General features: G+C 29.4%; 10 protein-coding genes. 5 read left to right on the top strand and 5 right to left on the bottom strand.

Going from position 1 to position 14790, the window contains the following annotated elements; all coding sequences use genetic code 4:
* Nucleotides 1-196: 196 nt before the first annotated feature.
* The 4 genes from lgt to uvrB form a co-directional block, all read right to left on the bottom strand.
* Complete coding sequence (lgt, locus tag VBN07_RS02790) at nucleotides 197-1183, bottom strand: prolipoprotein diacylglyceryl transferase (protein WP_323177746.1); 987 nt, start codon at nucleotides 1181-1183, stop codon at nucleotides 197-199.
* Nucleotides 1176-2114 carry an HPr(Ser) kinase/phosphatase gene (gene hprK / locus VBN07_RS02785; RefSeq protein WP_323176713.1) on the bottom strand — a complete coding sequence of 313 codons (939 nt, stop codon included), beginning with the start codon at nucleotides 2112-2114 and terminating at the stop codon, nucleotides 1176-1178. Before hprK ends, lgt begins: the two co-directional genes overlap by 8 nt.
* A gap of 63 nt (nucleotides 2115-2177) precedes the next feature.
* Complete coding sequence (uvrA, locus tag VBN07_RS02780; RefSeq protein WP_323177745.1) at nucleotides 2178-5018, bottom strand: excinuclease ABC subunit UvrA; 2841 nt, start codon at nucleotides 5016-5018, stop codon at nucleotides 2178-2180.
* Nucleotides 5019-5031: 13 nt separating this feature from the next.
* Complete coding sequence (gene uvrB / locus VBN07_RS02775; RefSeq protein WP_323177744.1) at nucleotides 5032-7029, bottom strand: excinuclease ABC subunit UvrB; 1998 nt, start codon at nucleotides 7027-7029, stop codon at nucleotides 5032-5034.
* Nucleotides 7030-7154: 125 nt separating this feature from the next.
* Between uvrB and VBN07_RS02770 the strand changes: the two genes are divergently transcribed.
* Nucleotides 7155-7712: a hypothetical protein gene (locus VBN07_RS02770; RefSeq protein WP_323177743.1), complete on the top strand. Its 558-nt coding sequence runs from the start codon at nucleotides 7155-7157 to the stop codon at nucleotides 7710-7712.
* 80 nt (nucleotides 7713-7792) lie between these two features.
* Nucleotides 7793-8185: a hypothetical protein gene (locus VBN07_RS02765; RefSeq protein ID WP_257089038.1), complete on the top strand. Its 393-nt coding sequence runs from the start codon at nucleotides 7793-7795 to the stop codon at nucleotides 8183-8185.
* A gap of 86 nt (nucleotides 8186-8271) precedes the next feature.
* Here the strand turns inward: VBN07_RS02765 and VBN07_RS02760 are convergent, their stop codons facing one another.
* Nucleotides 8272-10860, bottom strand: a complete 2589-nt coding sequence (locus tag VBN07_RS02760; protein WP_323177742.1) for a DNA topoisomerase (ATP-hydrolyzing) — start codon at nucleotides 10858-10860, stop codon at nucleotides 8272-8274.
* Nucleotides 10861-11431: 571 nt separating this feature from the next.
* Between VBN07_RS02760 and dnaX the strand changes: the two genes are divergently transcribed.
* The 3 genes from dnaX to VBN07_RS02745 are packed head-to-tail and all read left to right on the top strand — an operon-like array spanning nucleotide 11432 to nucleotide 14777.
* A complete protein-coding gene (dnaX, locus tag VBN07_RS02755; RefSeq protein ID WP_323176719.1) occupies nucleotides 11432-13894 on the top strand; it encodes a DNA polymerase III subunit gamma/tau in 2463 nt (820 codons plus the stop codon).
* Between the two features lie 8 nt (nucleotides 13895-13902).
* Nucleotides 13903-14187, top strand: coding sequence for a YbaB/EbfC family nucleoid-associated protein (locus VBN07_RS02750; protein WP_257089044.1), 285 nt, complete (start codon nucleotides 13903-13905; stop codon nucleotides 14185-14187).
* Nucleotides 14188-14192: 5 nt separating this feature from the next.
* The gene (locus VBN07_RS02745; RefSeq protein WP_323176720.1) at nucleotides 14193-14777 is read left to right on the top strand and encodes a toprim domain-containing protein; all 585 of its coding nucleotides are present in this window, start codon (nucleotides 14193-14195) and stop codon (nucleotides 14775-14777) included.
* Nucleotides 14778-14790: the final 13 nt, after the last annotated feature.

Here is a 14790-nt window from a genome sequence, read left to right as displayed (position 1 = left end):
CTAATTATTTAGTTTTAAATTTTATAACTTTTTAAATCATTGTTAAATGTGAGTAGATTTTATCAAAAAATACAAATTTGCTACTTATATAGGTTAAAAAGTAAGTTTTTGCTAATTGAGCTAAATAAATTTTAGTTTGATTAAGCATCAAAATTAGCAAAATAAAAATATATCCAATTGCTTGGATATATCTAAATTAAGCTACGGGTCTTTTAGTTCATAATTTACTAAATAAGTAGCTAAAACTTGTGATGTTTACGTGATTTAAGTAAGCTTCTTTATTTTTATGTTCAAATACAAATTTGTATTTTTCTAATTTTCTTACATATAAATTTCCTCTTAAGAATTCAAAGTAGACAAGTGCCAATCCACCACCGATGATGAATAAGATCGCAACTACTGAATAAAGGTTATATGATTCTTCACGTAAAGGTTCCATTGCAGCACGAGTTATACCATATCAAATTAAGTATAAAGCTCCACCTGACCCTGGTCTTAATAATCCAAAGTAGTTAACAACTCAACAAATTAAAATGTAACCAATTAAGTTTGCTAATCCTTCGTATAAGAATAATGGATATCTGTAAGCACCTTCAAGACCCATACTTGTAGTTAATGAGTCAGAAATGTACATATTTGAAGCAAATGATTTTCCGAATACTAATACTGATGAACCGGTTCAGTCTATTTTTCCATAAACCTCGTGGTTAGCATAGTTTCCAAAACGTCCAACAAATTGTCCTACTAAAACTGCTGGAAGAATGTATCCAAATGCTTTTTTCAGATCAACATCTTTTCTCTTTGTGTATAAGTAAACTATATCAAGGAAAGCAGCTAGAACAACTCCCCCTTGAATACTTAATCCCCCTTGTCAAATTGCGTATCAATGCGAGTTAGGGAATGGATTATCAGGTTGATAAATAAGTCTTTCAATAACGAACCCTAAACGAGCTCCAATGATACCAGCAGGAACTGTGATTAAAATTATCACAAATAAGATATCTATATTTCAGCCTTCTTTATATCAGAAGAAGAAAACAGTAAGAATTGATAGGATAAAACCTAACATAATCATAAATGAGTAAAGGTGCATTTGAAAGGAACCAATACTAAATAAGATTGTTGAAGTACCCTCTGCTATTGGAGAATCAGGTACTCAAGCAGGATATGCTGAATTATTCATTTTCTAATAGTGTCCTTTCATAAATTTCATCTAATACATTCATACCATCATTTCTAGCTAAGTAAGTATTAACAGCAGCTCTAATTAATGAAGCAGCTGAACCCCCTTCTTTGATTGGTATTTGCATTTTCTTAATTGAACGTCCAAAAATTGGATATTCTAAATAATCAACACCTAATCTATCGAATTCACTGTTACCATCTTGTTTAACAAGTTCGATAACAAGATCGATGATTGATGATTTGGCTACAGTTGATACTCCATAAAGTTTTTTAATATCAACTAAACCAATACCTCTGATTTCAAGAAAATTACGTGTAATTTCTGGTGATGATCCGATAAAAATGTTTCCGTTATCTTTAATCAACACAGCATCATCGCTAATTAAAACTGCACCTTGCTGAATTAATTGTAAAGCAGCTTCAGATTTACCAACTCCACTAGCTCCAGTAATAAGCACACCTGTTCCTCCAATAAGAACTAATGTTCCGTGAACTTGTGTAACTTCTCCAAAGTAGTTATTTAAATATGAACCGATGTTTGTTGATATGTAAGATGTACTCATATTAACAAGTGCAACTGGAACTTTATATTTGTTCGCTATATCTACAACTCAGTTAATCGCAGGTTTATTAAACCCTTTAGACAAAATAACAAGTGGAGGTTGCTGTGAAATAACACACTCTATAGCTTGGTAAGCTTTAGTTTTACCTATTTCAAAAAATCAAGATGATTCAGCAGTTCCCCAAGCAATAACATTTTTGTTAATTCTGTCATTTAAATAATTAGCTGCTAATTCTAACCCTACACGTTTGATTGCAGGTTGATAAATGTCGTTATAAACCAATTCTTGATTTTCACCATTTATGATTTTTAAATCATAGAAATCAATGATTTTCTTGACATTAATTTTTTTACGTTCTTTATTCATTCAGTATTTTCCTTGAAATTTAAAATTTGTAATTTAATTTTATTAAATTAATTAAGTTTTTAATTACAAAATTTTCTTAAGAAATTGACCTGTGTAACTTCTTGGATTTACAGCAACTTGTTCAGGTGTACCTTGAGAAACAATTTGTCCTCCGTGAACTCCTCCATCAGGTCCTAAATCGATAATGTGATCGCAAGATTTGATTACGTCTAAGTTGTGTTCGATAACAATAACTGAGTCACCGTTTTCAACAATTCTATTAAGAATATGAATTAATTTCTTAACATCGTGAGTATGTAATCCTGTTGTTGGTTCATCAAGGACATAAACTGTTTTACCTGTTGGTTTCTTTTGCAAGTAAGTTGCTAACTTAACACGTTGTGCTTCTCCACCACTTAAAGTTGTTGACATTTGCCCAAGCTTAATGTAACCTAAACCTACGTCCTGTAGGATTTGAAGTTTGTCAATAATCTTATTTCTGTGTTCAAAAAATACAATCGCTTCATCAACACTCATATCTAAAACTTGAGAAATATTTTTGTTGTGGTACTTTATTTCAAGTGTTTCTTTATTGTATCTTTGACCATCACATTGATCACAAGGCACATAAACATCAGGTAAAAAATGCATTTCAATTTTTATGAAACCATCTCCTGAACATTTTTCACATCTACCACCAGGTACATTGAAACTGAATCTACTTTTTGTATATCCTCTAATTCTTGATTCTTCAATGTTTTCATAAATTTCTCTAATATCATCAAATACACCTGTGTAAGTAGCAGGGTTTGATCTTGGAGTTTTTCCAATTGGTGACTGAGAAACTGCAATAACTTTATCAATGTTATTTAGGCCTGAAATAGTTTTAAATTTAGCTTTCTTGTGATTTAAACCTTCACTAAGTCCAAGTGAATGTTGAATTCCTCTAACTAAAATTTCATTAACTAATGTACTTTTTCCCGATCCTGAAACTCCAGTTACTGCAACTAATTTACCTAGAGGAATAGTTACATCAATATTTTTAAGGTTATTTTCTCTAGCTCCATAAATAGTAACTTGTTTACCATTGCCACCTCTACGTGTTGCTGGAACTTCGATTTTTCATTCACCAGATAAATATTTAGCTGTAATTGAATTTTTTGATTTTACTATTTCATCTAAAGTACCTTGAGCAACTACTGTTCCACCATTTAAACCAGCTTCTGGTCCTATATCAACGATATAGTCAGATGCAAACATTGTGTCTTCATCATGTTCAACAACAATTAATGTGTTTCCAATATCAACCATTTTTCTAAGTGCATCAATAAGTTTTAAGTTATCCTTTTGATGCAATCCAATTGATGGTTCATCTAAAACATATAAAACACCTGTTAAATTTGAACCAATTTGAGTAGCTAATCTAATACGTTGAGCTTCTCCACCACTTAAACTTTCAGCACTACGGTTAAGGGTTAAATAGTCAAGACCTACATTTTTAAGGAAGCTTAATCTGTCGATTAGTTCCTTTGTAATTAATGATGAAATTTGCTTGTCATTATCATTTAATGTATCAATTAATTTATTAACCGCTTCAAGTGAATCTTCGATTGATAAAGCAATAAAATCATAAATATTTTTATTATCTAATTTAACTGCTAATGCATATTCATTCAATCTTGAACCCTTACATACTGAACAAGTGAATGAACCCATATATTTTTTAAGGTAATCTCTTCTTCTATCTGAAGTAGTTTCGTAATACATTTTTTCAATCTTAGTTAAGATACCATCAATTTCTTTTTCTCTTCTAATGATGTTATTTGATGAAGAAACTAATGTGTAAGCAATAGGTTCGTGTGAACCATATTTAATTATTTCAAGCTCCTTTTCTCATAAATCTTCAATAGGTGTGTTTTTATTTATATTGTAGTAATTTAAAAGTTGATCAAACTCTTGTCATTCAAGGTTTTGGGTATTGACTGTATTTTGGAAATATTCAATACCACCTTCGTTAATTGATCTTCAAGGTTCAGGAACAATTGAATCAAAGTCAGCTTTAAATTCAAGACCTAAACCTTTACAGTTATCACACATTCCATATGGAGCATTGAATGAGAATAATCTTGTTTCAATTTTAGGCATATTGAAATCTTTGTAGATGCAAGAATATGTTTTTGAGAAAATAAATGTTTTATCTAAGTCAACATTTTCAACCTTAATTAATCCATCTGCATATTCAGTTGCAATTTCCAAAGCTTGTGAAATTCTATTGTAATTTTCTTCAGTTAATCTAACACGATCAATTACTAATTCTATAGTGTGCTTGTTGTTTTTGTTCAAATCAATAGGTTCATCAAGCATCATATACATACCGTTAACTTTAACTCTTAAGAAACCTTCTTTTTTAAGCTTTTCAAAAAGATTTTGGTGTGTTCCTTTTTCTCCATCAACTAATGGGGCTAAAATAACAAGTCTTGAATTAGGTTCTTGTTCATAAATTGAATTTAAAATGTCTTTAGTTGTCTGAGTTGAAATTTCAATGTTATGTGTAGGACAATATGGTTTACCAATTCTTGCGAAAAGTAATCTGAAATAATCATAAATTTCAGTAACTGTCCCGACAGTAGATCTAGGATTATTATGAACAGTTTTTTGTTCAATTGAAATCGATGGACTTAATCCTTCGATTTTGTCAACATCCGGTTTTTTAGTCCCTCCTAAAAACATTCTTGCATAAGATGAAAGAGAATCGACATATCTTCTTCTTCCTTCTTCATAGATTGTGTTGAACGCAAGTGAACTTTTACCACTACCACTAAGACCTGTAAATACAATTAACTTATTTTTAGGCAAAGTTAAATCAATATTCTTAAGGTTATTTTCTCTAGCTCCTTGAATAATTAATAAATTTTCTTTACTCATTTAATACTCCTTTCTATTGTGTTTCTTGTAATTCTAATAATATATTTCTAAGCTCAATAGCTCTTTCATAATCAAGCTCTTTTGCAGCTTGATTCATTTGATTTCTAATGTCGTCAATAATTTCTTGCTTAGCTTTCTTATCGATTTTGTCGCCTGATTTAGTTTTGTTTTGTTTAGCCAAAATAGCTTCAACAGCATTTGTAATATCGTGACCGTGAATTGGTTCACTTATAGGTTTTATAATTGTTCTAGGTACAATTCCGTGTTTTTCATTGTAAGCAAGTTGAATACGTCTTTTTTCTTCGTTATCATCCATACAAATTTTCATAGCTTCGGTGATTCTGTCAGCATAGAAAACTGCTTTACCATTTGCGTTACGAGCTGCACGACCTGTAATCTGAATTAAACTTCTTGCATTACGCATAAATCCAGCTACATCAGCATCTAAAACAAGAACCCTAGAAACTTCAGGTATATCGATACCTTCACGTAAAAGATTAATTCCGACAATAACTTCGTAAATACCTTTTCTAAGCTTTCTAATAATTTCATTTCTTACAAAAGTGTTATGTTCTGAGTGAATGTAAGCAGCTTTAATTCCGTGCTCAATTAAGTAAGTCGATAACTCTTCAGCACTTCTTTTTGTGACTGTTAAAATGATTGTTTTTTCACCAGTTTCTCTTTGTTTTATTATGGTGTCATAGATGTCTTCAATTTGATTTTCCTTTGGTTTAATAATAATTTCAGGATCAACTAACCCTGTTGGACGAACATAAAGTTTTGAAATATTACTTGGTTCAGTTTTTTCAAGTTCATAATCACCCGGTGTTGCTGAAATATAAATTCTAGGAAACTTAAATTCGGTTTCTCATTCATTAAACATTAAAGGTCTGTTATCGAAGGCAGATGGTAATCTAAAACCAAAATCAACCAGCTTTTCTTTTCTTGATCTATCCCCTTTATACATTGCTCCTAATTGTGGAATAAACATATGTGACTCATCAATTAACATTAATGAGTCTTCAGGGAAGTAATCTAAAATTGTGTATGGTCTTTGACCAAAAGTTCTGCCATCAAGGTACATTGAGTAGTTCTCTATACCTTTGCAAGTACCAAATTCTTTCATATCGTCAATATCATTTTTGACTCTTTGTGATAATCTAGCAGACTCGAGAATTTTCTGTTCTTTAACAAACTTTGCAATTGATTGCGCTAATTCTTCTTCAATTTTTGGAATTATCTTATCAAAAACAGTTTTATCTGTAGCATACTCATCTCCAGGCGAAAGTACATAGATATTATGTTTTTTAGAGACTTCTTTTGTAAGTGGATCTATTGTTGCAATATCTTCAATTTCATCTCCAAAGAATGAAATCCTAATTGCATGATTTTCAGAATCAGCAGGTCTAACAATTACCGTGTCACCTTTAACCGTGAAATCTCCAGGAGACTGGTCTATATCATTTCTATCATATTTAATTTTGATAAGTTGTGTGATAAAGTTATTCAACCCAATTTCTTGACCTTTGTAAAATCTAAAGAATGAATCTTTATAAACTGCAGGAGAAAGTGCTCCATAAATAGCCGAAACACTGGCCACAACAATTACATCTTTACGTGTAATTAATGAATTAATTGCACTCATTCTTAAGATTTCAATTTGCTCATTAGTTTTAGAATCCTTTTCAATATAAACATCAGTACTTGGTTCATAAGCTTCAGGTCTGAAATAGTCAAAGTAACTTATGTAATATTCAACTGCATTATTAGGAAAAAATGACTTTAGCTCACTATATAACTGACTTGCTAAAGTCTTATTATGAGACAAAATAATAGTAGGTCTGTTAACCTCTTTAATAACATTAGCAATAGTAAAAGTTTTTCCTGAACCTGTTACTCCTAAAAGAACTTGGTCAGTAATTCCTTTTTTAACACCCTCTGCTAATTCTTTAATTGCTTTAGGTTGGTCACCTTGTGGTTTATAGTCTGCTTTTAAATCGAATATACTCATGATTAATATATTATATATGTTAATTTTTTGCATAATATTCTTTTAAAAATGACTAAAAAGTCTATTTTTTAAACTTAAAATCTCATAAATCTTTATAATTAAATTTATTAACTAACAGGATCGATATGAAAAAGAAAATTAATAAGAAAACCTTAATATGAATAATTTGAGCGTCATTTTTAATGGTCTGTGGCTTAGGTGTGACTATAGCAAGAATCGTTATTACTGTGCAAAATTCAAATAGACACTACGAAATACCTAAAAGAGAAGTCAAAATTAATTTTTTATACAAAAATGAAATTGTTCACTCCTATATGCATTCAATAGATGCTGATGAATATATTCAATTTTTTGAAGTAGATGATGAGAATTTACCTAAAGAATATAAGACTGGTGAATATGAATATAACAAAAGCACTTATGCTCTAGATGATACAGAAACTATAAATATAACTATCACCAAAAAACGTGCTCCTGTTACTATGATCCCATACACATTTGAATTTGTGAATGATAATGATGAAGTTATTTTCACAAATACAACTAACTTGCCTAATTACTATTACTACTATGACGTAGCTAAATTAGTTCCGGAAGGTTACAAAATGACTACTGAATCAACAAGAATTGATATCAACAAATCACAAACAACCTACAAAATAACTGTTATTCCATTAAATTAGTTAAACGCACTCAAATAATATATAATTAATATGATATATTGTTAAAATATAACGAGGATAAAAAGGAAACATCAGTTATTATGAACAAACAACAAAGCAATTTATCTAAACCTATTTTAGCTTTATCAATTGTAAACCTTTTATTATGCATAGTTTTTGCAGTTGTTATTTTCTTATTCTCTGTAGCAGTTGCTGGTGTATCTGCAACAATAACAGATTCAGGTGATGGAACTTATGAAAAAGACTATTCTGATGTTGCAGCATTCATGGTATTATACTTTATAGTTTTTGGTATTCTTGGATTTATATCTTTTGCAACAGGACTTACAGGATTTATTCTTGTAATCATAGGAGCCATAAGAGTTTCATCACAAAATACAGCTGTAATGGTACTTTACATAATTTCTATTTTCTTAGGACCATTATTCTCAATGATTGGTGCAATAATTGCTTTAAAGAATAAAATAGTTTAGATGAATTAGTAATTGAATAGCTAAAAAATAGCTATTCTTTTTTTAATCAAATTTTGCAAATAAAAAAATATCCCATTGCTGAGATATTATTTCTTTGTACTCTTAGTTAATTCATCAATACGTTTTAAAATGTCATCTAAACTTTTCGAAACATTAGAAACAACAGCATCTGTTTTTTCTAATAGATCTTTTTCTTTTTTCACTTGCTCTTGGCTGAATAAGTTTTGTGCAATTGCATAATCTTTGTCAAAATATTTAACATTAAATGACATTTTGTAAATACTTGGAACATCTATATTGTAAACTCTTGCACTATCATTTGAAACACCATATGATTTGACTGATTCAATAATTGTGTGCTCAAAATCATCTTTAATGTAGATAACTGATTCATCATTAATCGGTTCACAAACATATGGAATAAATTTCTTATTATCTTTTATTAAAGGTTTACCTTTAATGTTTTTAGGTACAGATGGTAATTTAGATGAATTAATTTTGATAATTTGACCGTTAGTTGATAAGATACCAACCATTTGATCTGATTTAGCACAAGTAAATGCAGCTATCTTATCATCAAGTGATAAGTAAACACCTTTATTACCTTTTGCTTTAGTTCCAAATTGAGGTAATTCAGTTTCAGAATACTTAGTTACATTACCTTTTTCAGTAATAATGATTGCATTAGTTGTTCCATCTGTCATAACAGCATTAACAACTGCATCTGTTTTTTCAATGTTAATAGCTTTGTAAATTTTATTAACCCTTGAAACTTCAAAATCCTTAAGCACAGTTTTCTTAACATATCCATCTTTTGTCGCTAGAGCAATGTAAGATAAAATATTTCAATCCGAAACTTCAAACACTCCCACAATTTCATCCATCACACGGATATCTACATAAGCAGATAAGTGAGTTCCATTGTCTTTTCATTTATCTTCTGGAATTTTGTAAGCAGGGAACACGATGTAGTTACCTTGAGCTGTAATAAAAATTAAGTTGTGTAATGAATTTACTTTTCCGAAGAAAACTAAATAGTCATCATCTTTAAGCCCATAATTTTCAATCTTATTACTATCAAGAACTTTTTGTGAAAATCTCTTGATGTATCCTGCTCTTGAAACTCCAATGTTAAGAATTTCTTCTTTTACTAAATCAGTTTGATCATAGCTAAAGTCATATTCTTGATCTTCGATTTGAGTTTTTCTCGGAGTTCCGAATTTAACTTTAATTTCCATTAATTGTTCAATAATGTATTGATCAAACGCTTTTGGATCAATAAGCAATTTGGAAATTTTCTTAATGTCTTTTTCTAATTGTATTTTTTCATTCAAGTAGGCTTGCTTATCTGTTTTAGATAAACGGTAAAGTCTCATTTCAGCAATAGCTGTTGCTTGATTTTGTGTAAATCCAAACTCTTTAATTAAGTTTTGAATAACACCAGCTTTAGAACCTTCTGATCTTCTAATAACTGCAATAACTTCATCTGAAATTTCTGAAACCTTAATAAACCCTTCTACAAGCTCTAAACGTAATTTAAGTTTTTCTAAATCGTATGTTAAAGTCTTAACTTTAATATCTTTAACATGAGCTACGTAAGCATCTAGAAGTCCAATTACACCAAGTGTAACAGGTTCATTTTTAAGGATGCAAGTATTGTTGTATGTATAAATAACTTGCATATTTGTTTTTTGAAGTAAGTAATTTAAAATACTACGTTCATTAGCATTTTTATTTAAAGTAATTAAAATGCTAATTCCATCTCTATCTGATTGATCCTTAATTTCTGTAATTCCATCAATTAACTTATCTTTAATAATTTTGTCAATCTCATAAACTAATTTCGACTTCACTACACCATAAGGAATCTCTGTGATTTCAATATATTTATGTTTTTCATCTTCAGAAGTTGTGTATTTAGAAAACAATCTGATTTTGTTTTTTGTATTGTTTCCAAATTCAAGCGCTTCTAAGATACCTTTGTTCCCTTTGATTACACCACCTGTTGGGAAATCAGGACCCTTAACGATTTTTGAAATTTCATCAAAATGTGAAAATGGATTTGTAATTCTGTAGATAGCTCCATCAATAATTTCATTTAAGTTATGTGGGGGCATTTCAGTTGCCATACCTACAGCAATACCTGAAGCACCATTAACAAGTAAGTTAGGGAATAATGATGGTAAAACTATTGGTTCAATTTCTGAATCATCAAAGTTAGGAGCAAACTTAACTGGATTTTTTTTAATTTCACCTAAAACATATTCAGCAATAGGCGACATTCTAACCTCTGTATAACGCATAGCGGCAGCAGGGTCGTTATCAATAGAACCGACATTACCGTGCATATCAAGTAATGGGTGATTGATTTTTCATCATTGAGACATATTAACCATAGCTTCATAAACTGAAGAATCACCGTGTGGGTGATATTTACCAATTACATCCCCTACAACACGAGCTGACTTTTTATATGGTTTATCGTGAGTTAAACCAAGTCCCAACATAGAATATAAAATTCTACGTTGAACTGGTTTCAGACCATCACGTGCTTCTGGAATAGCTCTATTTTGAATAACGTATTTTGAATATCTACCAAAACGATCATCCATAATCTTATCTAATGACTGTCTGATAATTTTGTCTGCAATTTTTTGTTCTAAGTTTTTTTTCATACTTACTCCTACTTAAATGCTTGTTAATTAAAATTATAATTTATTATATAGATGCTAATTACAATTTTTAAAGTATATTCATAGGTATCGAAATAAAAATTTGGAAGATTAAAAAATATGAAGGATTTAAGACTTTTTATAGTAAAATAACATAAGAAAAACAGCATGTATTTTTGCAAAAATATATATGCACAATTCATAAAAATTATCATTATAAAAATAGTTTAAATAAAGGATAAAAATGCGTAAAGTAGTTAGATTAAAAAACAAATTACGTGCTGAAGCTCGTGCTAAAAAACTTGCAAAAGAACGTGCAAGAGACGCTAGAAGAGCTGCTAGAAGCGCTGAATAATCAAGGCCTTTCGGTCTTTTTTTATGCTTATTTACTAAATTAAGCTTTTTTGACTTTTATTCCTAGCACATAGGTATAAAAGTTTTTTATTCTCTCTTTGTGTAATCTGACAAGTTTTTTAAAACTTTTAAAAAACTATATGTTTTTTATTAGTATAATAATTAAAATAAAGATTTTATCTTTTATGTCAATATCAAATTTTAAGAAGGGTAATTAAACATGGAATATAAAGCGTTGTATAGAAAATATCGTCCAAAAACATTTGATGATGTTATAGGCCAAGAGCACATAATTTTATCTTTGAAAAACATTTTAAAGACTAACAAAATATCACATGCTTATTTATTTTCAGGGCCAAAAGGAACTGGTAAAACATCGATTGCAAAAATATTTGCAATGATGTTAAATTGTGTTCATAAAGATCCTGCTGATGTTCTTAATCCATGTGAAATTTGCTTAAGTAATTTAAACAACAATATTGACATAATCGAAATGGATGCTGCATCAAATAATGGTGTTGATGAAATTAGAGATCTTAAGGAAAAAATTGAGCAAACGCCTATGAATGGTAAATACAAAATTTACATCATAGATGAGGTTCATATGCTTACAAAAAGTGCTTTTAATGCATTATTAAAAACACTTGAAGAACCACCTAAACACGCTATTTTCATTTTAGCGACAACAGACTTACATAAAATTCCTTTAACAATCAGATCAAGAGTTCAAAACTTTGTGTTCCATAGAATGAATGATGATAATATCATTAAACAACTTTCAAAAGTTTTCAACCAAGAACATATAAAATATGATACTCAAGCTCTTAAACTCATCGCAAGATTATCTAGCGGTGGTATGAGGGATGCGCTTACAATTGCCGACCAAGTTAGTATGTTGCATTCAGGTATCATAAGTGCTGAATCAATTTATCAAAACTTCGGTGTTTTATCATCAGAGCAAATTGTTAAAATCTTCCAATTAATTTCTATTAACAATGGAACTAAATTAATTTCATTATTAAATGAATTCCAAAATAACGGTGTTGAACCTCAGCAATTCGTTTTAAGTTTAGTTAACTTCTTAAAAGAAAAGATAATATTATCTAAAACAAATAATGTAAGTTTATTAAGTTGATTTGAACCTGAAGAGTTATCATCAGTTCACTTAGATAATAAAACTTGTTTTGAATTAACTGACATATTCTATGATATGTTAATTAAAGTTAACAAAAGCGAATATCCATTTGAAATTATTCAATTAGGTGTTTTGAAAGCTTTAAATGCTATCAATCCTAGTTTACATGAAGATTCAGATGAAACTTATGTTGCACCTGTATTTATCAAACCTGTGTTTAACAAAGAAAATCACAAAACTTCAACTAATAATGTTTTCACAGAAACTAAAGAAATTATTGAAGAAGAATTAACTTCTAATGAACCTCAAAATAATATTTCAATGGAAGTCGACAAAAATGAAAACACTATTCTCCAAGACATAAAAGTTGAAGAAATTGAAGATGATGGTTTTATAGATAACTCATTTTTGAGTGAAAAAATAGAAGAAGAAAAACTTGAGGAAGAAAAGTTTGTTTTAACAACTGAAAACATTTTTTCAGTTATATCCGGTAACTTTGATATTGAAATAAATCAGGTAAATCAGGAGTCCTCACAAACACAAACAGAGGAAATTAAGAAAGAAACTGAAGAAAAAGTTGAACAAGAAACAAAACAATCAGATAATCATTTTGCTGATGCATTAATAATTCCTGAAATTGAACCTGTCGGGAATGGATTAACTGATGAATTTACACCTTATCAACAAGAAAACGTACCTACTGAAGCGCAAGAAGAAAAAAACATCTTACTTGAATCTTTAGAAATTAATAAAGCACTCACAAAGGAAATTTCTGATCAAGTTAATAAAACAAATGAATTTATTATCCAAAAACACGAATTATCAAGTGATTTTGATGATGTTAATGATGATATTATCCAATTACAATCAGATACATCAACAAATAAAATATTAATTAACACTCGTGAAGTAGAAGTTCCTAAGTTTGGTGAAACAATGGAATTTGTAGAGGAAGTTCAAAAAGAAATTCAGGAAGAAATAAAAGAAGAAGAAAAACTCCTAGAACCTGAAGAAATTCCAACTAATGATGAACCAATACAAATTGGTGAACCACAAGAAGTTAATGTTTTCGAATATATATACAACACTCTTTGATCTAAAGAAGATCCATCACGTGATAAAGTAGCTCAATTCCAAAGATCAATTAATCAAGATTTAGCAATAATCACTCAAAACAAACCTGAGTTTTCTGAGATTGCTGAGTTGTTTGAAGACTCATTAATTATGGCTGCTTCAGAATATTTCATTAACATTTACAATAAAGATACTGCTAAAGTTAATAAGCTAAAAGAGCTTGCTAACACACCTAAAATGCAAGAATTTGTTAAATATGTTTTTGATAACAAAAACAAATATATTTATCCAGTTGATGCAGCAGCTCTTGCTAAAATTAGAGAAACAATTGGACAAAATAAAGACATCCAAATTGCAGATTATAAACCTAAAAAATGAGAAGATGAGTTTGCACAAAACACTTTAACTGACTTAACTCAAATTGGTAAATTATTATTAGGTGATGATGAAGAATTAGAAATCGAATATGAATAGAGGTTATTATGAATAATGATTTTTTAAGAAGAATTAAAAATATGCAAAAAGAATTAGAAACAAAACAAAAAGAATTAGATGAAAAAACATTCACAGTTTCTAAACAAGGTATTGAAGTAGTTCTTAAAGGAGATATGTCAATCGTTTCAATTGAAATTGATGAATTATTAATTGATCCTGAAGATAAAGACATTCTTCAAGACTTAATTACAATAGCGATCAATGAAGGTATTGATTTAATCAAAGAAGAGCAAGATAAATTAGCTCCATCAATGCCTGGAATGCCATTTTAATAAGAATGTTTAATACTGAACAAATTAACAAATTTTTAGAAGTTATCAGGCAAATTCCTGGTATTTCTAAAAAACAAGCTGAAAAAATTGTTTATTGAATATTAGAAGCTGAAAAAGAGCAAGTACAACAAGTTGCACAAGCTTTTATCGATGTAAAAGAAAAAACAACATTTTGTCCTATTTGTTCGCAAGTTATTGAAAACAATTATTGCAGTATTTGTGACAATAGTTCAAGAGATAACACGTTGTTAATTGTGGAAAACAGACAAGTTATGCAAAAAATTGAAGATGCTAATATTTACAACGGTAAGTATTATGTATTTTCACATCTAATTATCAATGAATATGAGGAGCAAAAGTATCAAAAAGAAATTCAAAAACTTTTAGATTATGCTCAAAAATTTGATGAAATTATTTTAGGGATTTCTCCAAGCATAAAAGGTGAGGTAACTAATGAATTCCTTAAGGAGAAACTTACTAAACAGAATTTAAAAGTGACAAGATTAGCCATTGGTTTACCAGTGGGTTCATCAGTCGACTACATTGATGCTATCACTTTAAAATTCTCACTTATAAATAGACAAAAATAAATTAATTACAATC

This window comes from Mycoplasma sp. 4404, from assembly GCF_034863325.1.
GTDB lineage: Bacteria > Bacillota_I > Bacilli_A > Mycoplasmatales > Metamycoplasmataceae > Mycoplasmopsis.
This window is presented reverse-complemented; position numbering and strand designations above follow the sequence as displayed.